The organism is Streptomyces sp. CA189 (genome assembly GCF_056428985.1).
Window position 1 is genome coordinate 19,472 of the sequence record NZ_JBWJVM010000016.1, and the last position, 21,358, is coordinate 40,829.

The window sequence follows — 21,358 nt, forward strand, 5'->3', positions numbered from 1 at the left end:
GCTGGCGGGTGACTGCACCCCATTCCGGTGTCGCCTCGCGCAGGCCGAGCCGCAGACCATGTCTCTGCTTCCGGGCTGGCCGGTGGGCCGGCACGGATGACGTGGTTTCCCCGGCCGCGAACGCGCAAGCGGTGACCAGTACATGCTGGTCACCGCTTGCGATCAGGCCAATGGCCTCGGGTCAGGCTTTGAGTAGTTCGCGCTCGATGGCGGCCTTGGGCCTGGCGCCGACGATGGTTTTGGTGACCCTGTCGCCAACGAAGACGCTCATCGTCGAGATGGACATGATGCCGTACGCGGCGGCCGTCTCGGGGTCGATGTTCAGCTTGGTGGCCGGCGGGGTGCCGGTTCTTGGAGCGGGTGGGCGTCCGGGTCAGGGCCGAGTGGGTTTGGGCGCCCGGACATGGCTTGTCGTCCTCGTGCAACCGTCCTCACACCGACCCGCGTCCGACGCGGGTTCCGACACATCCGGCCCCATTTGCCCTGCCCGGTCCATCGGTCCACTTGTAGGTCACGCATGCGGGGCCGGAACGTGTGTTCAAGATCGAATTCGCCCGAGTCCTCTGCGGTCACTCCAAAGAGTGACCGCATGGTCAGATTTTGTACTGCGCCGACAACGACGAGGTGTGGGCGTGCCGTTCCGTTGAACTTCTGCACGTGCCCTGAACCGACCGGCTGCCGATACTCCTTGCATTGCAGGATCAGGAGTCGGTCTTCGTGGTCACGGGCGGTGACGTCCACACCAAGGTCGCCGGCTCCTCCCACCCGCTGTGTGCGGCTGAACCCGTCCCGGACCAGGAGATCAGAGCGCACGCCTGCTCGAAGCCCGTCGGGCTCATCGCGGCGAACTGCTTCATCTTGAAGGTCAGCACGTCCGGGCCGGTCGAATCGTCCGGCGAAGCAGCGAAGTCTTCGTCCGGACCGATGTAGGTGTCGGCGCCGAAAAGGAGAGCAAGGACCATGCCGAGCAGGAGAAGTACTGGTAGCGCGCTGGCGATGACGAGGCCGGTCCACCACGAGTGATCAGCAACCAAGTCCCACAGGTCCACGGTGATCCACTGGATGACGTCGTTCGTGAGCCATTCCCACACCATCTTGCCGATGGCCAGGGCAAGGACGGTGTACAGCAGGAACTTCAGCAGCGGGTCGAGTGACCCGTCTTCGTCGAAACCGCACCTCCGGGACGATGATGATGGGGAAGTGCCTGCTACGCGGCGCGCTTGAGCCGGGCGCGGCGGGAGCGTGCGGACAGTCCGAGGAGCTCGTGCAGTGGGGTGCCGTTCTCCGCCCAGCGCCGGATCCGGTCCCGGTCGACCCAGTGGACGTTGTGCCGGTCGCCCCAGGCCATGGCGTCCCGGGTGAATGTGCCGTTGGTGACGACGACGGCGTGGTCGGCCCGGTGGGCCGGGCCCGCCGTCCCCTTCACCGCGTACATGACGGAGGAGCCCACCTTGCCGCTGACCCGGGTGTGTTTGGCCTGGACGACGATCCGCCCGCGATGGGTGTGCTCGCCGATGACGTCGGCGGCCTGGTCGCCGCTGCCGCCCACACGGCGCGCCGACCAACCGTCACGGACGAGCAGGTCCCGCAGCGCATGCTCGAACTGCCGGTCGTCCATGGCGTCGAATTCGGCCCGGGTGATCCGCAGCATGGCCAGCCGCTCGGCGTCACGCCGCCGACCACGCGCGGCACGCGCCATCCGCCAAGTCCCGACGGCTCCCGCCAGCAGGACGAGGACCAAGAGGAACGGCCACCCGTCCCTGAGCGTTCCGACGGCCGCGATGGCCATCCGAACGGCCAGGACCAGGGCCGCCAGTGCCACGACCGCGGCCGAGAGGACTTCGGGCGCGCCGTGTGGGCGTCGAAGGCGTAACCGCTTGCGTCCCATCAGCGGGCGGCCGGAGCGGAGACAGCCGGCTGCGGTCGTTCCGGCGGCGTCGGGGTGGCCGCCTCACCGAACCCGAACACCTGCCCCCATAACCAGACGCCGGCCGCAACGCCGACGATCACCCAGCCGCTCATCCGCTTCGCGCTGCCCGGCTTCGGATTGCGGCGGATGTGCCGGCGTACGTAGTGGAACCCGTCCGGCGCCTTCGACATGACGTCCCCTCCCGTCGGCGAGCTGCGGTCGCTGCCCGTCCCTACTCATTGATGTAGCAGCGGCCACTGACAGAAACTGATGGATCATCACGAGAGCGATCTGGGAGAAGTCGTCATCACGCCAGCTCCATCGCACTGCCTGGCTGCCCATCCGACTCGAAGCCTGGGCTGCTGACCTCGAGATATGGACCTCGGACTCCTACGCGGCCACTGAGCCCGACCCGCCGGAGCCCTGGCGGATCAACCGAGCGGGTGTCTCTCACCTGCGGAGAGCGGGCTGAAGTCGCGTCCGGACGTACCGCGATGGTGAATGGCGAAAAGAAGCAGGCTCGCCGATGTTCTCCGCCGTACCCTCCGGGTCGAAGTGCATCAGCAGGGTCACCTCGGTGTGCGCGGGGTCGAGAGGCCGGAAGGTAACGACTCCGGACTACGGCTTCAGGACTTCCTCCGCGTCCGCGGCGCGAGAGCTTCAGCGCTGGACACCGCTGCGGAGGGCGGACCGGCCTTCAGCTGGCCGGTGTGAAGGGTGGTCCCAACGGAGAGCGGTCGCGGTTGCCGGAGCGCACCGGGCAGCCAGCGGCTTCGCGGAGACTGGCGGGGCCGCTGCCGTTGCGGGGGTCGGTGGGCCACGGCCACTCGTGGGAGTCGTAGGGGGCCACGGTCGGCAGGACGGGGGCGGTGCCGCGTCGCGCCGATTCCTCCTCGATCACCCGCCGGGCGGCGTCGCCGAGGATGTCGGCGCCCTTCATCGCATGGTGGTCGCCGAAGAAGGTGCGGCCGAGTTCGCGGTCCGAGTGCACTCGCGTCAGCAGGTCGAGCATCTCGGCGGGCGTGCTGGTGAAGCTGGAGGTCTCGAAGAGCAGGAGCCTGTCCCCGATGGCATCCCCGCCCATGTACTGCGCGAGGAGGGTGAACAGGATGTTCTTCTGGCGGGTGACATAGAGGGTGTTCACGACAGCGTGCACATGGGGCCAGGACCCCGCGAGGCTGGTGTGCCAGAGGTCGAGCCGTGCCATCCAGTGCGATACCTGAACCTCGGCTGCCCGGTCGATCAGCTCCAGGACATCGGGGGCGCACTCCCGCGCGTACGCGGCGATTGCCTGCCGGGTGACTGTCCCCAACTCGGAGGCGTGTTCGAGGAAACGGTGGTTGCGGTGCAGGACTGAGGTCAGGGTCTCTCGTTGCGACGCGCTCAGGCCGAGTTCGGAAACACGGCCCAGTGCGCGGCGGTTCGTCTCCGAAAAGCTCTTGAGCGCGGCGCCGAGGGAGCTCGGGTCGTCGCCATGGCGCTCGACGATCTCGTAGATGGCCAGAGTGCTGTGGGCTACGGACTTGAAGTACTGGTAGCGCACCGGAACGGCCGGGGCCTCCTCGACGGCATGCCCAGGGCGGTACAAGACCATCCGGCCGCCGGCTCCGTCGAAAAGGCCTAGGATGACCGGGGTGGTGTCGAGCATCCGCTTGCGGTGGCCGACGAGGGCCTCGTCGTAGACCGCCATCATGGCGGTGTTCAGGTCGAGGACCTCGCCATCGTCGGTGCCCACCTGGCCCCCGGTAGTGCCGTCCGCAGCGACCTCGTCCACATCCTGCGCCTGTGCCACAACCCTCACCCGCATCTTTCCCGTTCAGCTGGACCCGTAACTGGCCTTCCCCGGCGGGGCGACCGGAGCGGCGACCATACGCCTCGGTCCGGCCAACCACTGGTGAAACCAACAAGGTTGGCTCGCCAACCCACCAGTGCCGCCGGTGTTCCAGCCAAATCCGGTCCCATGAGCAGGTAGGCGGTCGGCGGCACGGCGGCACGGTCCTTCGGTGGGGGCAGAGCCATGACGCCCGGTCGGTGCGGCACCGGGCCCGGCACGCGATCAACGCGGAGGCCCAGGAGGTCACTGGCCGGGTCCGTGATGCTCTCCACCAGCCGGGTGACCGGTGTGTTCTCCGGCCCTGCGAAGGGCAGGGTTCGCACGTACGGTCGTCGGGAGTCGGGGAGTTGCGGTGCGTGAGCAGTTACGGAAGGTACGCCCATCCGAGGAAGCGGCCCGGCGGTACCGGGCGGCGGGATTCTGGCGGGACGTCACGGTCGCCGACGACCTGCGGTCCTGGGCGGAATGCACCCCGACCAGGCCCGCACTTGTCACCCGGCAGGACGGCTGTGCTCAGGTGACGACATCGTCCTACCGTGACCTGGATGTGTGGGTGGACCGGATTTGTCGCGGCCTGGGAAGCCTCCGCCCGCGGCCGCGCGTACTGGCCTGCCAGTTGCCCGACCGGTGGGAGACCGCGGCGCTCCTGCTGGCGTGCATGCGCCTGGGTATCGTGGCCGTCCCCCTCCTGCCGACCTTGGGGGAGCGCGAACTGCGGCACGCACTCGCGGTGACCTGCGCCGACACCTTCGTGGTCCAGCAGACTCGGGAAGGGCAACCCCACGCCAAGCCGCTGGCCGAAACCACCGCCGGGCTACCCGCCCTCATTCACTATGTGGTTGCTTCAGGGACACCGCCCGAGGTGGACGCAGAGTCGTCCACCGCCCCGGTCCTGGACTTCGGCCGGCTGTTCATCCGTCAGGACACTGATCCGGGTCCGGATACCGCCCTGGCGGCGCCTCCCGACCCCGACCAGGTTGCCCTGGTGGTGTTCACCTCCGGGACCACCGGCCGTGCCAAGGCCGTGCTCCACACCCACAACACCCTCTGCAATGGGGCGCTCAACAGCACCCTGGCCGCGCCGTCCGGCCCCGTCGTGGCAGCTACCACCTCCACCATCAGCCACCTCGCCGGACTCCTGGTCGGGCTGCTGGGTCCCCTCACACAGGGAGGGACAGGTGTCTTCCAGGACACCACGGACCCCGGCCTCTTCCTGGACCTTGCCGCCCACGCCGGAGCCGTCCGGATCTTCTCCGTGCCCAGCAGGCTGACTGCCCTCGTACGTGAACAGCGGTGCGGGCCGCGGCCGCTGGAGGCATTGCGCTCCATCGCCACAGGGGCCACACCTGTCTATCCGGCACTGGTTGCCAGCGCGGAGCAGACATTCGCGACGCAGATACAGGCCACCTGGGGGATGACGGAGGTCGGGTGGGCGACCCTGGTGCCTGCCGGCGCCCCTGCCGGGACCTCCTCGCGCAGCGACGGCTGCCCCCTGCCCGGTGTGCAATTCGACCTCGCCGCCACCGTGCAGACCGAGGGCACAGTGCGGACCCTGCGGGTGCGCGGCCCCTCACTGTGCCTGGCGCTAGCCGACACGGACGCCGCGATCACCATGACCGCCGACGCCCCAGGGGGCTGGTACGACACCGGAGACCTGGTTCGCGTCGACCGCCACGGCGGTATCCGCTGCGTCGCCCGCAGCGCCGACCGCGTCGGCGGCAACCTCCTCGTGCCCGTCCGCGATGTCGAGGAGGTGCTCCTCACACACCCCGACATCGCCGACGTCGTACTGATCGGGATCCCGGACGAGGAAAGCGGCGAACACGTCTGCGCCGTCGTGGTACCTAAAACCGAGCCCCCGGATCTCCAAGAGCTGCGGGACTTCCTGCGCGGGCGCGGCGTCACCGTGGTACCAACCCACCCGGATGACAACCGCCAGCTCGATCCCCCGCGATCACCTGGGCAAGCCCCAGCGAGCCACACTGCGTGCCCGCACGATCCGCTCCGGCTGCCACGAATCCTCGGCCCTGACCCGGGACGAGCCACACCCAATTCATTGAGGCCCGCCCTGCCCTCCGCGTTGCGGAGGGCTCTGGGTCGGCGTGGCCGGAGTGGTGCCTGATATCCGGGGCGAGGGGCAGGTGTGCGCAGCATCCGCATGACGGTCGCGGGCGAGGGGTGCCGACCCTTCTTCTTGACCGTCGCCGCGGCTGAGGCCACTGGCCTCAAAGGGCGAGACCAGTAGGGGTCCAGTATCGGTAGGAGTCACGTTCGCCGAAGGGGAGGAGTTCGACGCCTCCTGGAACCGAGGCCAGCCGTTCGGATTCTCCTTGGGGGCCGGCAAAGTCATTCCGGGCTGGGACCAGGGCGTCCGGGGGATGAAGGTCGGCGGACGGCGCGAGCTCACCATCCCCCCGCACCTCGCCTACGGGAACCAGTCACCCAGCCCGAAGATCCCGGCGGGCTCCACGCTCATCTTCGTCGTCGACCTGATCGACGCCTGAGCTGACCACCGGTGCCAGGCCTCCCACGTAGAGCGAAGCCTGGCACTGGTAAAGCCCCCGCCCGAAGCAGTCACAATTCGAAGCCGCTGTCGGACGCGTGATGGAGTCAGAACCCGCCTACGGCTGGAGTCGACGACCCTCACCTGCAAAGCCAGGGCGGCGATAGCCGGATGGCGCCCGGCACAGACCGGTGGTGCGGGTGTTACAGCCGGTGGTGCATCAGGTGCAGTTGATGAGCAGTGAGGTGAGCGCGGTGCAGGTGCGGGTGGCGGTGTCGTTGGCCGGGTTCGGGTCGGTGGGCGCCGAGGCGGTGCGGGTGGCGGTGACGGTGTAGGGGGTGCCCAGGCTCAGCAGTCCCACCGGGGCGGAGAAGTTCCGGGTGACGCTGGCGCCGGAGGCGATGGTGGCGTAGGAGCAGGTGACCTTGGCGGCGGCGACGGTGCAGTTGGGGCTGGTGGCGCCCATCGGGGCGGGCAGCGGTGCGGTGACGGTGGCCGAGGTCACCGCGGCGGGGCCGTGGTTGGTGACGGTCAGGGTGTAGTCGATGCGACCGTGCAGCAGGCCGGGCACCGGGGTGGCGGTCAGTGCGACGGCCAGGTCGGCGGCGGGCGGCGGGGCGGACACCGTGGTGATGGCCACGTCGGTGGCACCGTCTCCGGTGGGGTGGGTGGCGGTGACGGTGTTGGTGGCGGTGTCGATGACCGAGACGTTGCCGTCGTAGGAGGGGACGTACACCGCAGTGCCGTCGGGGGTCACCGCGGCGGCCCGGGCGGCGTCACCGACGGGCACGGTGGCGATGACGGTGTTGGTCGCGGTGTCGATGACCGTCACGTCGTCACTGCCGTGGTTGGAGACGTAGACGCGGGTGCCGGCCGGGTTGATGGCGGAACCGCGGGGGCGGGTGCCGACCGGGACGGTGGCGGTGACGGTGTTGGTCGTGGTGTCGATCACCGAGACGGTGCCGCCGTCCTCGTTGGCGGCGTAGACGCGGGTGCCGGCCGGGTTGACGGTGACGCTGTCGGGGAGGGAGCCGACGGGCACGGTGGTGAGGATGGTGTGGGTGGCGGTGTCGATGACCTGGACGGTGTCGTTCCCGGAGTTGGCGACGTACGCGCGGGTGCCGGCCGGGTTGAAGGCGACACTGTCGGGATAGCCCCCGGTGGTGACGCTGCCGGTGATGGTGTTGGTCGCCAGGTCCAGGATGTGGAGGGCGGAGTCGGGGCCGTTGACGTCGGCGATGTAGGCGAAGGTGCCGGCCGGGCTGACCTCGATGTCCCGCAGGAACGTGCCGACCGGGACGGTGGCGATGACGGTGTTGGTGTCGGTGTCCACCACGCTGACGTCGTCGGAGTGGTTGGCCGTGTAGAGGCGTTCGGCGTCCGGGGAGACGGCCACGGCCCAGGGGGTGAAGTCGACCGGGATGGTCGCGGTGACTGTTCCGGTGACGGTGTCGATGACCGACACCGAGTCGGCGAAGGCGTTGGCCACGTACGCGGTGGGATGGGCCGGCGCGGCGTGGGCGGCCGGTGCGGTGGCGGCGGCCAGCCCGGACGCGGCGAGCACCGTGGCGCCGGTCCATGCCGCGAGTCTGCGACCTGTCCTTGCCGCTGGCTGGGCCGGCCGGGTGTGTGTACGTGTGCGCATGTGTGTGTCCTTCCCCCTGGGCCCGCGCCGAGGCGGGCCGAACAACCTGCTGGAAGCTTCCCCACCAGCCGCCCGCGGACGGGCGGCGGCCGTACGCCCGCCTGTCCCGCTCTGGGGCGGACAGCGTGTAACGGCCTTGGACAGGATGGTTTTCCCAGGCAGGCGCGACAAGGAACAATCACGCCATCACCCGAGGTCGGGAACCGGAACGGTCCAGGTCAGAAGCGGTACGGCGGGTGCGGACGGTACGTGGGGAGGAGTTCGGCGCCAGGGCGGCAGCCACGCCGTCCGGAAAGCCACGGTCGCCGCCTGTCAAAACACGGTTCTGTCGGGGATCATGTTTGCGCCGTGAGGCGCTGTTGGTTCGAGTGGAGGTGGAAGAGCTGCACCAACACCCCTTCTCGGCAAGGCCGTTGAAGCTGAGGCAGCTTGATCCGGGCGGTGCTGGGGAGGGCGAAAGCGGCCCTGACGAAGCCGGGACCTGCCAGTACTGCCAGATGGTGCGGGCCCGGCGAGCACGGTGGAGAGGGGTACGCGAGGAACCGGCGTTTTACGTCTCTCAAAGCGACACCGGCTCGAATCTGGCGGATCTGGGCCGGGTGTGGCGCGTATCCGGGGCATTCTCTCGGGTGATCTGGAGAGCTCATGGAGCGGTATACGAGAGCCGCTCGGGAGGTCGTGGGGAAGGTCTGCGGCGTACACGCGGCGACCACGCCCGACACCCTCGGGAACAAACCGGGGTGAACCGAGCGCCTCACCAAACAGCGATCACCGCTGACGAATCGAGGCCAGCGCAGAGAACCGGCGCCAACCAATGCAACTCACACGTCGCCCATCACCTGGTCACCCCGTGACAGCCAAGATCACCAGCCCATAGGGGCACTGACACAACAAGCCCCGACCCATATGAGGCTCTCAACACGGTCGGACCGCAGGCCACCCGATGACGGCCAACCGCTGCCACCACCCCACCCATGCACACGGCGGCCTGGGGTGTCAGGCAACTCGTCACAAACGGACCGAGGTGGCCACCGGCAGATGGTCGCTGCCCGTTCTCGGTAGCGTCCAAGCGGCGGTCGGCGCCATGCCGGCGACGAAGACCTGGTCGATCCGTACGACCGGAGCCGAGGCCGGCCAGGTGAAACCGAAGCCGTCCCCGGCCCGCGCCTGCGAGGACCGCATGCGGCTGGTGATCGGTACGAGGCCCCGGTCATCGGCGCTCCCGTTGAAGTCACCCACCAAGATCTTGCGCCTGATCGGTTCGGCCGCCACAGCCACCCCCAGCCGGTCCAGAGCCTGATCTCGCCTACGCGTTGTGAACCCTGCCGTGAGTTCCACTCGCACCGACGGCAGATGCGTCACGAACACCGCCACGGGCCCCTGGGCCGTGTCCACCGTGGCCCTCATCGCCCGCGTCCAGTTAATGATCGGGACCGCCGTCACGTCCCGGAGCGGGAGCCGGCTCCACAGACCCACAGAACCCTCCATGCGGTGGTAAGGGTAGTCGGCGGCAAGCCCTCGCTCATAGACGGGGACCACCGACCTGGCCAACTCCTGCAGCGCGATGAGGTCAGCGCCGGAAGCGGCCAGTGCCCGCGCCGTACCCGCTGGATCACTGTTGTGCTCGTTCACGTTGTGGCTGACTACGGTGAGGTTGCCTCCGGCCCCGCGCTTGTCGAGCAGCACGTGGCCGAATTGAGATCCCCAAGCCCCGGCCAGCGCGAGGACGGAGGCCAGCGCCACCCTGGAGCGCCGCAGAAGGGCGAGAATCACCAGCGGAACTACACCGGCCCCGGTCCACGGCAGGAAGGTCTCGAACAGGCTCCCCAGATTGCCGGACCGGTTGGGCACGAGGCCGGGGAGCAGCATGAGTCCCGTGCCCAGCAGCGTGAACGCAGCGAGCGCTCTGCCTCGCCGCCACGACCAGCCCAGGCGCCTCCGGCGACGCCGGCGGCTCCGGCGCGGCCGGTCGGGCTGCGCGGGCGGCCCCTCCGGCACCGGCACAGTTGACAGCGACATGCCGGGCCTCCGGAAACCTTGCGTTACGGCTTACGCTCCTACTCTCCGGAGGCCACCTCTCGGCCTCGCGTGCGCTTGGTATCGGCCACCGCGAAGTTTCGTATAAGTCCGGTAACAGCGCGGCGCGGCCTACGCATATCCGCGGTGCGAGACCTGGCCGTGATCTTGCGATGGGAATCTGGAGGTGCTGTCGGGGTCGGTTTGAGGGGGTTGCTGGGTCGTGTGGTCGGTTCTTACGTTGTTACCCGGAAGGCCAAGGTAAGGAGAACCTTCTCCGCGCGCTGGCTCATCTCGGCGGCCAGATCGCGTAGTTCCGAGCCTTTGCCGGCGGGCACCGACAGGGCTAGCGCCGCTGCCGCGCCGCCCACCGAGATGCGCACGGCCGCGCAGGCGACGCCGAGTGCGTATTCCTGATGCTCCACGACGGGCCGCGCCGGGGGGCGTGCGGCGAGGCGGCGGAGGACCGTCGGGGCATCGTGAGCGGTATAGGGAGTGAGCATCGTCACGGGGTGGCGTGCGAGATGGTCCCTGCGGGCCCGCTCCTCCAGCTGGGCCAGCAGGCATTGGCCGATCGCATGGGCATGAGCGGCCCCGCGGAAGTCCGCCCGCCGCTCCGCCGGGGGCGCGTAGGGGTTGTCCGAGACGGCCATTACCTCGACCTCGCCGGTGCGGTAGACCGCGAAGTAGGTCGCGACGCCCAGGTCCAGACTCAGCCGGTCGATCCACGCGCGGATCGGCAGTCCTTGTGCGTTGTCCTGACTTCCCCCCACGAGGGAGTAGGTCCCGTGGTCGTTGAGCAACTCGCCTTCGTGGACGAGCGTGCGCAGCAGGTGATACGTCGTCCCGAGCGGCAACCCGACGTCGCGAGCCAACTGCTTCGCTCCGGCCTGGCCGCCGCGCCCCTGCAAGGCTCGGATCAGGCGCAGCGCCCGCTGAACCGACTGGATGAGGGTGGGGCTTCCTGGCTGGTGAGGTATCACGGTCGCCCATCCGGTCCGCTCCTGTCCGGCCGCCGTACCAGTAGCGCCTGCAGGAAGACGTGAAGGGCCCGCACCTCAGTGGGGCTGGGCAGTGCGGTGGTAGGCCGGGCTGACGGACGAGGGTGATCGGAAGTGGGATATCGCTCTCGCACGTCGATTCCTTTCGCGCGTGGAGGCATGGCGGCCGGTGCGGAGAGGCCTTCACGTTCACCGCTGCCTGGACGCTGCGGGATCAGGCTCGCCGTAGCAATGCTGCGATCGGGGATCCTGCTCGGGAGGCCGCGCGGGGCGCGGGGGCAGTCGAAGGTCGGGATCGACCCGGGACGAAGCCCGGTCGGAGGCGTCCAGCAGCCAGCCCATGCGCTTGTGGGAGCGGCTCACCATGCACCGGTCGGTGAAACGGACGAGCGGCATGCCCTGCTCCACCTGCTGCTGGAAACGGTACAGATGGGCGGTGTCCCGCACCCACACCGCCGTCAGCAGCGAGGCCGGGCCGATCAGCGAGACCACGGTACGGACCTCCGGACGCAGGGTGAGGCGCGCCGCGGCCTCCGCGATCCGTGTGGAAGGGGCGTCCGCGAACAGCCACGCCAGCAGAGGAGTGTTGCTGCGCAGCCGGGACACCTCCACCCGGAGCGTCAGCTGGCCACTCGCCAACAGTATCCGTAGGCGGCGCCGCACCGTCGTCTCCGGCAGCCCGGAGACCGCGGAGAGATCGGCGTACGAGGTACGGATGTCGCGCCCCAGGGCCAGTGCCAGCTCCCAGTCGGAGGGCAGGACCGCCACGCCCGCCGGAGGCGCGGCCCGTCGCGCGGCTGAGGTATCGGTCCGCGCGGGCCGGCCGGCCGAGCGGGCCCCGTCGGCCGGGGCGCGACGCATCCCGGACCTGGGGCGCCAGCGACTCGCCTCGCTGTGGAAGCTGGCCACCGGGTGCGAACGTACCCAGCGGATGCCGGCGATCGTGTCCAGCCCGTCGGTGACCAGCGCGGACAGCTCTGCGGCGGTCCGCGCCGTCACCGTGACCAGCAGGTCCCGGTCTCCGGAGGTACGGTCCACGGTCACGATGTGCGGGACCGCACACAGCGCCGCCACCACACGCCCCACCTGGCCGTGCCGGCAGCCGATCTCCAGGAAGGCCGCCTCGGTGCCCGGCTCCAGGAGCGGCGAACAGGTGCTCCACACCGCGCCCTCGTCGACCAGCCGTTGCCAGTGCCGGGCCGCGGTCACCGCGCTGAACCCCAGCTCCGGGCCCAGCGTGGTCCACGGCGCGCGAGGTGAACTCTGCACCGCCCGGACCAGTGCCAGATCAGTGGCCGGCAGGGCGTGTTCCGTGGTGGATCCCGACATCGTGCTCATCCGCATGACGGAAAGCCTCACGCAGAGCCGGTGGGCCCGGCCAGAGGCGGACGATCTTCACAGACAGGCGAAAGTCCGCACCGCCGACCGCTCACCGGCACAGATGGTCCACGCACGCTCCGGATCCCGGCTCCGAGGTCCGCGGTGCGGCGCCCCCGGCCCGTGGTCCCGTACGGCGTCCCGTACGGGTCCACGCGGACCGCCGCCCGTCCGGATCGGCAACGACGCCGTCCGCCCCGTAGAGGAGAGACCTCCATGAGCGCCCACGCTCCCGCCCCGCCCGGCCCCGACGCCCCCACGCCAGACCCGGCACCCTCGCCGGGTGTCGCCCCCGCCTCCGGCCCAGAACCGGCCCCGGCCGCCCGGGACAAGCGAAACAAAGGAGCGGCGGCGGGCGGACTGACCACGGCCGCCCTCGCCATCTGCCTGAGCCTCGAATTCCTCAGCGGAATCCTCCAGAGCTGGCTCACCCCGCTTCTGCCAGCCCTTGGGCAGGCGTTCGGCGTCAGCCACGGCAACCTGAACTGGATCAGCTCCGCCTACCTGCTCAGCGGAGCGGTCTGCGTTCCCCTCATGGCCAAGCTCGGCGACATGTTCGGCCACCTGGCCTGGCTGAAGATCGCCGCCGTCTCGGTACTCCTCGGCACCACCCTCGTCGCCTTCGCGCCCAGCTTCGAGCTGCTGCTCGCAGGACGCGTCCTGCAAGGCCCCCTCTCGGCCTTCCTGCCCCTGCTGTTCGCCCTCGCCCGTGACCGGGCACCCGAGCGGGCCGGAGCCATCATCGGCATGCTGGTCGGCGCCCTCACCGTCGGCGCCAGCGTCGGAACGCTCGTCAGCGGCGGCCTCTACCAGGGCACGAGCAGCCTGGCCCTCACCCTCGCCCTGCCCGTGCTTGCCGTCGCCGTCACCCTCGTCGGCCTGTGGACAGGCGTACCCGAGAGCCAGGCCAGGGCCCACGGCCGCATCGACTGGTGGGGCGCGAGCACCCTCAGCCTCGGTCTGGTCCTGCTCCTCCTCGCCCTGGGCAACGGCGGTTCGTGGGGCTGGGCCTCCCTCCTCACCCTCGGCTGCCTGACCCTCGCCGCCGTCTTCCTCGCCGCCTGGATCCGGGGCGCCCTGGTCGTCCCCGAGCCGCTCATCGACATACGCGCCGCAACCAATCCCCGGGTGCTGCCCCTCTACCTGATCGGCTTGCTCCTCGGCGCCCAGCTCTTCGGATCACAGACCGTGATCGCCCTCCTCGCCGGCTCAGACCCTGCCGCCCACGGGGTCGGCATGAACCTCAGCGCGCTGGCGATCGGCGGCGTGATGACCGTCTCCGGAGCGGGCGCCTTCCTCGCCTCCACCCTCGCCAACAAGGCCGGCAAGAAATTCGGCGAACGCCCCACCCTGCTCACGGGCGCGGCCTTCGCCGCCGTCGGATTCCTCGTCATGGCCCTCGACCTGGCCTCCCTGCCGTTCTTCCTGACCGGTGTCCTGCTCACCGGCATCGGCAACGGCTGCGCCATGGCCGCGATCCCCGCCATGATCGTGGCCCGGGTCGAACCGACCATGACCGGCATCTCCTCCGGCGTCTACAACACCCTGCGCACCGCCTCAGGCGCCGCCGCCGGCGCTGTCTTCGCCACCGTCTTCGCTGTCTTCGCCACCGCCGACGGCCGGCCCGGCGGCGCCGCGTACACCTGGATCCTCGGAATTTGCGTGGCCTGTTGTGCGGGTATGGCCCTGCTCGTCGCCACGATCCGCGCCAACCTGGCCACCCCGTCGTCCTGAACTCAACGCGCGCTCCCTTCTTCTCCCCCTTCTTTTCCGTCCTCATCCCGCCCGACCCCAGGAGTTGTGATGACCATGACCGAGACCACGACCACCGCGACGACCATCGACCCCACCCGGGCGGCACGGATCGCCGACATCCTTGAGGCGGCGCGCGCCGGGCTCGTCTCACTCAGCCACGCCCTGCACGCCGACCCCGAGACGGCCTTCGAGGAGCACCGCTCGGCCGCCCGGCTCACGGAGTTCCTCGCCTCCCGCGGCTTCGACGTGACCTGCGGTGTCGGCAACCTGCCCACCGCCTTCACCGCCACGTACGGGACCGGCGAGCTGACCGTCGGCATCTGCGTCGAGTACGACGCCCTGCCCGGCATCGGACATGCCTGTGGCCATAACGTCATCGCGGCCTCCTCCCTGGGCGCGGCCCTCGCACTCGCCGAACTCGCGGACACACTCGGCATCCGGGTCAAGGCGATCGGCACCCCCGCCGAGGAGCACGGCGGCGGCAAGGTACTCCTCCTCAACCGGGGCGTCTTCGACGACGTCACGATCGCGATGATGGCCCACCCCATCGCCGAGATCGACATGGCCCCGCACGATTTCCGCAGCCAGGCGGTCTCCCGCTTCCTGGTCCAGTACTCCGGCACCCCCGCGCACGCCGCGGCCGCTCCCCACCTCGGCGTCAACGCGGCCTCCGCAGCCGTCATCGCGCAGGTCGCCATCGGCCAGCTCCGCCAGCAGATCCCGGGCGACCACCGGATCGCCGCCTACGTCACCGAGGGCGGCAGCGCGATCAACATCATCCCCGAGACGGCCAGGGTCGAATGCGAGGTGCGCGCCTTCACGCTGGAGGAAATGGAGAGCCTCAAGACCAGGGTGCTTGCCTGCTTCACCGCCGGCGCCACCGCGAGCGGATGCGGCATGGAGGTCGAAGCCACCCAGCCCGACTACGCGGACCTGCGTCCGGACCGAGCGTTCAGCGAGCGGTACGCGGCCCACCTGGCGGCGCAGGGCCGCGAACTGACCGTCCCGGCCCCGAACTCCGGTGGCGGCTCGACCGATATGGGCAACGTCTCGCACGTCCTGCCCAGCATCCACCCCGCACTCGGCATCAAGGGGGCCGTCCACGCCCCGCACACCCACGGGTTCGCGGAGGAGACGAACACCCCGGCCGCCGACGAGGCCATCGTCGTCGGTGCCAGGGCACTGGCCGGAGCGGCGGCCGACCTCGCGGCCGACCCGGTCGAGCGGGCCCGGGTCCTGGCTCTCCACGCCGAGCGCCGGCAGCCCACCGCCTGAGAACGGGCGATGCTCCTCGCCCGTTCCGGCGTTCGGGCCGCCCCTGGGGTCACTGTGCCGCGGGCCGAGACAAGGGCCATGCCGCCGACGCGTCCGGGGCCGTGGGCTCGCTGGTCAGATCAGTACATTGCTGCGGCCCGGGAGGGCTCACTGCTCCGGAGCGCGGACCACCAGGGACTTCACCACCTTGACCTCGTGGGCACCGATGGTGCGCAGGCGGTACGCGCCGACGGACGCCGGGACCGTGAGGGTTTCAGCGAAGGCGAGGGGGTGGGTGCCCGCGACTGTCTCGATCAGGATTCCGTCCCCTTCGACGACGTTGAGGATGTGGAAGGTGTCCTCGGTGTCGTCCTCGGCCACCGCGCCGGGGGCCACCACCATGCGGCGGACCTCGTAGAACACCTCGTCCAGCGCGCCGATGACCTCTTCGTGCCAGCCCTCCCCACCCCGCAGGGTCCGCGGCTGCTGCACGAGCCACGGTCCGGGGCACTGCCCCCGGACCGGCGAGACCGGATCAGGGCAGGGTGGTCAGGGCCTGCGCGATGGTGTCTGCGTAGATTTTCGCGCCGCCGGGGCCGGGGTGGACGGCGTCCTTGGCGAGGAGGCGGGGTTGGTCCTTGATGGCGGCGTGCCAGTCGGCGACGGCGACGTTGGGATGCTGGGCCGCGGTTGCGTGGATCGCGGCGTTCATCTCGTCCTGGTGCGGTTTGGGCAGGTGGACGGTGACCAGGACGACGCGGCGGTCGGGGCCCGCCTCGGTGACGGCGGCGTTCAGCGCGGTGCGGCCCCCGACGCCGTTGGTGCCGAGGCCGATGACGACGGTGTCGCCGAGTGTGCCGCGGTCCTTGGCGGCCCTGACCTCTTTGGCGGCTGCGGTGAGCTGGCGGCTGACGGTGGCGTCGATGGTGACGCCGGGAAACTTCTCCTTCAGTTGAGGGGTGGCTGCGACCATGACGGAGTCGCCGATCGCTGTGACCGTTCCGGCTGTGGTTGCGGCGCCCTCCTGCACGGACGTTTCCATCGAGTTGCGGCCCGCCTCGATGCGGGCTGCGGCACTGTCCTGGTCCTCGGGAGCGGTGACCACTCCGCAGGCGGCCGTGAGGACGACGGCGAGCGTGCATCCGGTTGCTGTGAAGGCGGCGGGCCTGCGCGAGGCGAGGGAGCTGCAGAGGGCCTGCAGGGTGGGGCGCAGGCCGTTGCGGCGTATGGGGTCCTCCAGGAAGCGGTAGCTGAGCGCTGCCAGGGCGATGGCGACGCCTGCGGCGGCGAGGGCGCCCAGGGGGACGTCGGCTGGGGTCTTGCCGTCCGGTGTGGCGAGGGCGAGGACGGGCAGGTGCCAGAGGTAGATGCCGTAGCTGCGCTTCCCGGTCCAGCGCAGCACCGGGTGGGAGAGCAGCCGGACGATGTGCCCGGAGGGCTGCAGCGCTGCCCGGATGACGCCGATGGTGGCGAGGGCCGCGACGGTGAAGCCGGCCGGGTAGAGGAACGGCGCGCTCTCCGAAGCGGTCCAGGCCAGCCCCCCGAGCATGGCCAGGCCCGTGGCCCCGTACAGGTCGGCCCGCAGGGCCGATCCCGCGCGCAGGTGGGTTCCGGGCGGCCCGGCCAGGGGAGAGAGGATGGCCAGGGCGGCCCCGGCCAGAATCGGGAAGACGTGGGTGTCGGTGCCGTAGTAGACCCGGGAGGGGTCCACGTCGGGCACGTGCAGGAGGGCCATGGCCGTCATCGATGCCAGGGCCGCGCACATGACCACGCTTGCCCGCAGGATCCGGCCGGGCAGCAGGCGCAGGAGGGCGAGGAGCAGCAGCGGCCACAGCAGGTAGAACTGTTCCTCGACGCTGAGCGTCCACAGGTGCTGGAAGACCGGGGGCGGGCCGAAGGCGGCGAAGTAGGAGGCGTCGGTGGCTATCTGCCACCAGTTGTTGGTGAAGGTGGCCACCGACACGAGATCGGTGGTGGCGGACGCGAGCCGCTCGGGGTGCAGCACGGTGGCTGCCGAGGTCGCCGCGATCAGCACGGCGGCGAGGGCGGGTATCAGGCGGCGCGCCCGGGCCTGCCAGAAGCGGCGCAGGTTGATCCGGCCGGTGCGGCGCCGCTCGGCGCAGAGCAGGTCGGTGATCAGGTAGCCGCTCAGGACGAAGAAGACGTCGACGCCGAGGAATCCTCCGGGCAGCCATGCCGGGTTCAGATGGAAGACCAGGACGGCGGTGACGGCGAGGGCGCGCAGTCCGTCGAGGGCGGGCCGGTAGGCGCGGGGCGGGGACGGGGGCACGCGGGTGCCGAGCTGCATGGTGGTGGTCGTGCTGTGTACGGTCATTGGGTGTTCGCTGCTTCCTGGGCCGCCGGTGCGGGCACGTCGTCGCGGAGGGCTTTCCACAGGGCTTCGGCTCGTTGGGTGTCGGCTTGGAGCCGGTTGGGGTCTGCCGGGTAGGGGACGACGGGCAGGGTCCGGAAGTCGACCTCGGAGCTGGTGAGTTTGTCGAGACTTCGGGCGAGGGAGGCGAGTTCGCGGACCGATCCGAGCCGGCTATCGGTGGTGAGGGCGGCAGCGGCGGTGTCGGCGACCTTGTAGAGCTTGGTGGGGCTGGTGAGGAGTCCGGAGCCGCCGAGGTCGCTCATCAGCGCGGTCATGAACTTCTGCTGGAGCTTGATGCGGCCCAGGTCGCTGCCGTCACCCACCCCGTAGCGGGTGCGGACCAGGCCCAGGGCTTGTTCACCAACCAGACGGTGTGTTCCGGCGGGCAGATCGACGTGGCTCTTGGTGTCGCGGATCGCGGTGTCGAGGGTGATCTCCACCCCGCCGATCGCATCAACGAGCTTCTCGAACCCGGTGAAGTCCATGTCGATGACGTGATCGACACGTACATTGCTCATGCTCTCGACTGTTTTGACCGCGCAGACCGAACCTCCCACGGAGTAGGCCGTGTTGAACATGGCGTTGCGGGCTCCCGTGACGGTGCCGCCCGAGGTCGCCGGGCACTCGGGGCGGGCGACCATCGTGTCGCGCGGGATGCTGACGACGGTCGCCGTCTTCCGGCCGTTCGCCAGGTGGACCAGCATGGCGGTGTCCGAGCGAGCGCTGCCGCCGTCAGCACCGTACTTCCCGTTGTCTCCGGACCTGGCGTCCGAGCCGAGGACCAGCACGTTGAGTGCGCCGGTGGCGATCCTGTCGGGACGGTCGTCCCCGAGGAGTGCGTCCACATCTGTGCTCCTGAGACGGGAGTTGACCTGCTCGTAGAGAACCCAGCCGCCAAGGGCGACGATGCAGAGGCCGACACCGGCCGCCCAGACACCCGCTCCGCGTCGCCGCCCCGGGGAGTGGACGGGTGGACGCAGGCGTCGGCGTCGGCGTCTGGTCGGAACGGGGGCGTGGGCCATGGCGGAGCGCACCTCCTGGTCTTGGGCCCATGAGATCTTCACGGGCCTGGGACCAGCGTCAGCGGGGTGCATGTAGGCCTGGGCGAGACGCGGTATCCGATGCCCGCCAGCTCGGTATCTGTTGTGTATTGGTTGTGTATCGCCCACACTCACGCCCATGGCGACGCCCCGACAACGTTCCCTCCCAGGCTCTGAGACGGGACGGTTAGGGGCGGGATGACGCGGGACGGAGCTTGATCACGGCGACGGCGCCGCCGTCTTCGGCGTTGGTGAAGTCCACCGCGGCGCCGATGACCTGGGCCTGCCCGATGACGATGGTCAGACCGAGCCCGTGCCCGCCCCCCCGCTCGCGGGCGCCGGTGCGGAAGCGCTGCGGCCCTTCGGCCAGCAAGTGGTCCTGATAACCGGGTCCGTGGTCGCGCACGGTAACAACGGTCCCGTCGACGGTGACTTCCACGGGGCCGCTTCCGTGCCGGTGTGCGTTGCCGACCAGGTTGGCGAGGATGCGGTCGAGTCGCCGCGGGTCGGTTTCGACGGGCCCGTCCTTCTCCACCCGGATGTCCACCTCGAACCCGGTTCGCCGCACGCTGCTCTCCACCAGCGGTCCCAGCGGGTAAGCCGCCAGATCGGCCCGCTCGGCCCCGGCGTCGAGCCGGGAGATCTCCAGAAGGTCCTCCACCAGCCGACCCAACACCCGCACACGGTCGCGCACATAGTCCTCGGCCTGGCCCTCCGGCAGCAGGTCGGCTGAGGTCAGCAACCCCATCAAGGGAGTGCGCAGTTCGTGCGCCACATCAGCGGTGAAACGCTGTTCGCCGTTGAGGCGCTCCTGTAGAGCGGCTGCCATCGAGTCGACCGCGGCGGAGATCTCGGAGATCTCATCGTCGGGGCGCTCTCCCGCCTCGATCCGGGCGTCCAGATCACCCTCGGCGATCTGCCGGGCAGTGCGCGCGGCCCGGCGCAGGCGGCGGCTCAACTGCCCCGCGGCCAGGGCGCCCAGGGGGACGATCACGGCCACGGCGAGGATTCCGGCAACCGCCATGCGGGCGTCCAGCGCCTTAAGCCCGCGCAGATCGGCCCGCAGATCGACCTGCACCGCGAGGACGCGGTCTCCGACCGGCCGGGCGGCCCACATCACCGGCCCGTAGCTCCCCTGTCCCCGTTCGGTGCCCTGGTGACCGCGGCGCACGAGGCGGGTCAGCTCCTCCGGAAGGTCTGACGGGTCGAGAGTAGCGCCCGTGCCGGATGCGCTCGCGGTGCGCGCCAGTGCCTCCGCTGCAAAGTCGAGGCTGCGCTGCGCGCTGTCCCGGGCCTGGTCGTAAGCACGGTCCAGGGTCAGCTGGTGAACCAGCAAGCCGATGGCGGCGGCGACGGTACAGACGGCGCCCGCCACCAGGGTCGCGATGCGCCAGCGCAGCTCCTGCCAGCGGCGCCGTGAACGTGGCGGACGCACGTCAGCGCCGGAGCTTGTAGCCGAAGCCGCGGACCGTCTCGATCCGCTCGGCCCCGATCTTGCTCCGCAGTCGCTGGATGTGGAGGTCCACGACGCGGCTGTCCCCGTCCCAGGCGTGGTCCCACACGTTGCGCAGCAGGGTGGGGCGGTCCAGCACGATTCCCGGGCTGGAGGTGAATTCCAGAAGCAGGCGCAGTTCCGTAGGGGTCAGCCAAAGGAGTTCACCGGCCCGCCGCACTTCCAGCCCCTCGGGGTCGATGGTCAGGTCCCCGAATGTGGAGACAGCGGACGTGCGAGGTGTCGATGGTGCTGTTTGAGCGCGGTCCGCCGCGGGGTGAGATGCCGGGTTCTGGCCGTGCGGGTGGGGTTCAACGGGGAATCTCACACGGCGCAGAAGGGAGCGGATCCGGGCGACCAGGACCGCGATCTCGACCGGTTTGGTCACGTAGTCATCGGCTCCGGCGCCGAGTCCGCCGATCACGTCCAGAGAGTCGCCGCGGGCGGACATCATGAGGATCGGGACCGTGCTGCTCTCACGGATGTGGTGGCACAGGCCGATGCCGTCGAGTTCGGGCAGCATCACGTCGAGGATCAGGAGGTCGGGCTGGATCTCCCGGAAGAGTTCGAGACCCGCCAGGCCGTCGGCGGCAATCGACACTTCGTAGCCATAGCGGGCCAGGGCGATGGCCACAGTGTTGCGGATGACCTCGTCGTCCTCGACAAGCAACAGGTGGGTCACGGGGTGCTCCGGGGTACGGGTGCGTCGTTGAAGACGGGAACAAGGGTCTTGCCATTCCAACGGAACTGGCTGACGCTACGGCCACTGCCCACCCGTTCGTGGATGAGAAGGTCGCCCGCCATGACGTCGGCGGTCAAACCGAGTAGCCCCGCGTGATCAAGGACGAGCCGCACCCGGCCAGCCTCGGCCGTATAGACCCACAGGAGGGAACGCAGCCAAGGGTCGTCGAAAGCGAGGATCAGTTCAGGCCGGCCGTCCCCCGTGAGATCGGCGAAGGCTGGCTCGCGAAGGGTGCAGTCCGTGGTCGGACACTCGTCGATCAAAGACTTGACCGATTCGGCAACGTGAGGGTCGGCGCGCAGCAGTTCCCGCGGGGCGATCTTGGACAGGTCTTCGCCGGGTGCGGTGATGCCGGGCACAGGCTCGTATGACTTGTCCCCCGCCGGGTCCACCGTGCTGCGCGCGCTGGGTCGCGG

At 69.9% G+C, this 21,358-nt stretch carries 17 protein-coding genes and 3 pseudogenes; 4 read left to right on the top strand and 16 right to left on the bottom strand.

Annotated elements, in window-relative coordinates:
• Nucleotides 1-181 precede the first annotated feature (181 nt).
• The 6 genes and pseudogenes from AC061S_RS15590 to AC061S_RS15615 all read right to left on the bottom strand — a co-directional run.
• Nucleotides 182-328: pseudogene (locus tag AC061S_RS15590) on the bottom strand (thioredoxin domain-containing protein); the annotation flags it as partial.
• Nucleotides 322-813 carry a restriction endonuclease gene (locus tag AC061S_RS15595; protein WP_478686542.1) on the bottom strand — a complete coding sequence of 164 codons (492 nt, stop codon included), beginning with the start codon at nt 811-813 and terminating at the stop codon, nt 322-324. The pseudogene AC061S_RS15590 and the gene AC061S_RS15595, both read right to left, overlap by 7 nt.
• Nucleotides 702-1,094 carry a hypothetical protein gene (locus tag AC061S_RS15600; RefSeq protein ID WP_478686543.1) on the bottom strand — a complete coding sequence of 131 codons (393 nt, stop codon included), beginning with the start codon at nt 1,092-1,094 and terminating at the stop codon, nt 702-704. Before AC061S_RS15600 ends, AC061S_RS15595 begins: the two co-directional genes overlap by 112 nt.
• Nucleotides 1,095-1,207: 113 nt before the next feature.
• A complete protein-coding gene (locus AC061S_RS15605; protein ID WP_478686544.1) occupies nt 1,208-1,888 on the bottom strand; it encodes a restriction endonuclease in 681 nt (226 codons plus the stop codon).
• Nucleotides 1,888-2,100 (bottom strand): hypothetical protein, encoded by a 213-nt coding sequence (locus AC061S_RS15610; protein ID WP_478686545.1) that lies wholly within the window; start codon nt 2,098-2,100, stop codon nt 1,888-1,890. The genes AC061S_RS15605 and AC061S_RS15610 overlap by 1 nt, the downstream gene beginning before the upstream one ends.
• A 506-nt stretch (nt 2,101-2,606) precedes the next feature.
• Nucleotides 2,607-3,644 (bottom strand): hypothetical protein, encoded by a 1,038-nt coding sequence (locus tag AC061S_RS15615; RefSeq protein WP_478686546.1) that lies wholly within the window; start codon nt 3,642-3,644, stop codon nt 2,607-2,609.
• Nucleotides 3,645-4,095: 451 nt separating this feature from the next.
• On the opposite strand from AC061S_RS15615, the gene AC061S_RS15620 reads away from it, so the two are divergent.
• Together AC061S_RS15620 and AC061S_RS15625 are read left to right on the top strand one after the other, a co-directional pair.
• Nucleotides 4,096-5,865 (top strand): AMP-binding protein, encoded by a 1,770-nt coding sequence (locus AC061S_RS15620; RefSeq protein ID WP_478686547.1) that lies wholly within the window; start codon nt 4,096-4,098, stop codon nt 5,863-5,865.
• A gap of 136 nt (nt 5,866-6,001) precedes the next feature.
• Nucleotides 6,002-6,247, top strand: a pseudogene (locus AC061S_RS15625) (FKBP-type peptidyl-prolyl cis-trans isomerase); the annotation flags it as partial.
• Nucleotides 6,248-6,466: 219 nt separating this feature from the next.
• On the opposite strand, the gene AC061S_RS15630 reads toward AC061S_RS15625, so the two are convergent.
• From AC061S_RS15630 to AC061S_RS15645, 4 genes are all read right to left on the bottom strand, one after another.
• The gene (locus AC061S_RS15630) at nt 6,467-7,891 is read right to left on the bottom strand and encodes a beta-propeller fold lactonase family protein (protein ID WP_478686548.1); all 1,425 of its coding nucleotides are present in this window, start codon (nt 7,889-7,891) and stop codon (nt 6,467-6,469) included.
• A 1,008-nt stretch (nt 7,892-8,899) separates the two neighbouring features.
• Nucleotides 8,900-9,910 carry an endonuclease/exonuclease/phosphatase family protein gene (locus AC061S_RS15635; RefSeq protein WP_478686549.1) on the bottom strand — a complete coding sequence of 337 codons (1,011 nt, stop codon included), beginning with the start codon at nt 9,908-9,910 and terminating at the stop codon, nt 8,900-8,902.
• Between the two features lie 233 nt (nt 9,911-10,143).
• On the bottom strand, nt 10,144-10,890 hold the full coding sequence (locus AC061S_RS15640) for an IclR family transcriptional regulator (protein ID WP_478686550.1): 747 nt from the start codon (nt 10,888-10,890) through the stop codon (nt 10,144-10,146).
• A gap of 207 nt (nt 10,891-11,097) precedes the next feature.
• Nucleotides 11,098-12,246 carry an Lrp/AsnC family transcriptional regulator gene (locus AC061S_RS15645; protein ID WP_478686551.1) on the bottom strand — a complete coding sequence of 383 codons (1,149 nt, stop codon included), beginning with the start codon at nt 12,244-12,246 and terminating at the stop codon, nt 11,098-11,100.
• A gap of 255 nt (nt 12,247-12,501) precedes the next feature.
• Between AC061S_RS15645 and AC061S_RS15650 the strand changes: the two genes are divergently transcribed.
• On the top strand, nt 12,502-14,019 hold the full coding sequence (locus tag AC061S_RS15650; protein WP_478686552.1) for an MFS transporter: 1,518 nt from the start codon (nt 12,502-12,504) through the stop codon (nt 14,017-14,019).
• 75 nt (nt 14,020-14,094) lie between these two features.
• Nucleotides 14,095-15,315 carry an amidohydrolase gene (locus tag AC061S_RS15655; RefSeq protein WP_478686553.1) on the top strand — a complete coding sequence of 407 codons (1,221 nt, stop codon included), beginning with the start codon at nt 14,095-14,097 and terminating at the stop codon, nt 15,313-15,315.
• A gap of 147 nt (nt 15,316-15,462) precedes the next feature.
• On the opposite strand, the pseudogene AC061S_RS15660 reads toward AC061S_RS15655, so the two are convergent.
• The 6 genes and pseudogenes from AC061S_RS15660 to AC061S_RS15685 all read right to left on the bottom strand — a co-directional run.
• Nucleotides 15,463-15,789 (bottom strand): annotated as a pseudogene (locus tag AC061S_RS15660) (class I mannose-6-phosphate isomerase); the annotation flags it as partial.
• A gap of 40 nt (nt 15,790-15,829) precedes the next feature.
• Entirely contained in the window at nt 15,830-17,629 is a 1,800-nt protein-coding gene (locus AC061S_RS15665; RefSeq protein WP_478686554.1) for an acyltransferase family protein, read from the bottom strand.
• Complete coding sequence (locus AC061S_RS15670; protein WP_478686555.1) at nt 17,626-18,690, bottom strand: LCP family protein; 1,065 nt, start codon at nt 18,688-18,690, stop codon at nt 17,626-17,628. Before AC061S_RS15670 ends, AC061S_RS15665 begins: the two co-directional genes overlap by 4 nt.
• Before the next feature lie 205 nt (nt 18,691-18,895).
• Nucleotides 18,896-20,083: a sensor histidine kinase gene (locus AC061S_RS15675; RefSeq protein ID WP_478686556.1), complete on the bottom strand. Its 1,188-nt coding sequence runs from the start codon at nt 20,081-20,083 to the stop codon at nt 18,896-18,898.
• Nucleotides 20,084-20,144: 61 nt separating this feature from the next.
• Nucleotides 20,145-20,882 carry a two-component system response regulator CseB gene (gene cseB / locus AC061S_RS15680; protein ID WP_478686557.1) on the bottom strand — a complete coding sequence of 246 codons (738 nt, stop codon included), beginning with the start codon at nt 20,880-20,882 and terminating at the stop codon, nt 20,145-20,147.
• Nucleotides 20,879-21,301, bottom strand: coding sequence for a hypothetical protein (locus AC061S_RS15685; RefSeq protein WP_478686558.1), 423 nt, complete (start codon nt 21,299-21,301; stop codon nt 20,879-20,881). Before AC061S_RS15685 ends, cseB begins: the two co-directional genes overlap by 4 nt.
• Nucleotides 21,302-21,358: the final 57 nt, after the last annotated feature.

Bases quoted from the DNA above. Each gene is read 5' to 3' on its own strand.
- AC061S_RS15600 (WP_478686543.1), bottom strand. From the start codon at position 1,094: ATGGTGTGGGAATGGCTCACGAACGACGTCATCCAGTGGATCACCGTG.
- AC061S_RS15605 (WP_478686544.1), bottom strand. From the start codon at position 1,888: ATGGGACGCAAGCGGTTACGCCTTCGACGCCCACACGGCGCGCCCGAA.
- AC061S_RS15610 (WP_478686545.1), bottom strand. From the start codon at position 2,100: ATGTCGAAGGCGCCGGACGGGTTCCACTACGTACGCCGGCACATCCGC.
- AC061S_RS15630 (WP_478686548.1), bottom strand. From the start codon at position 7,891: ATGCGCACACGTACACACACCCGGCCGGCCCAGCCAGCGGCAAGGACA.
- AC061S_RS15635 (WP_478686549.1), bottom strand. From the start codon at position 9,910: ATGTCGCTGTCAACTGTGCCGGTGCCGGAGGGGCCGCCCGCGCAGCCC.
- AC061S_RS15645 (WP_478686551.1), bottom strand. From the start codon at position 12,246: ATGAGCACGATGTCGGGATCCACCACGGAACACGCCCTGCCGGCCACT.
- AC061S_RS15650 (WP_478686552.1), top strand. From the start codon at position 12,502: ATGAGCGCCCACGCTCCCGCCCCGCCCGGCCCCGACGCCCCCACGCCA.
- AC061S_RS15655 (WP_478686553.1), top strand. From the start codon at position 14,095: ATGACCGAGACCACGACCACCGCGACGACCATCGACCCCACCCGGGCG.
- AC061S_RS15665 (WP_478686554.1), bottom strand. From the start codon at position 17,629: ATGACCGTACACAGCACGACCACCACCATGCAGCTCGGCACCCGCGTG.
- AC061S_RS15670 (WP_478686555.1), bottom strand. From the start codon at position 18,690: ATGGCCCACGCCCCCGTTCCGACCAGACGCCGACGCCGACGCCTGCGT.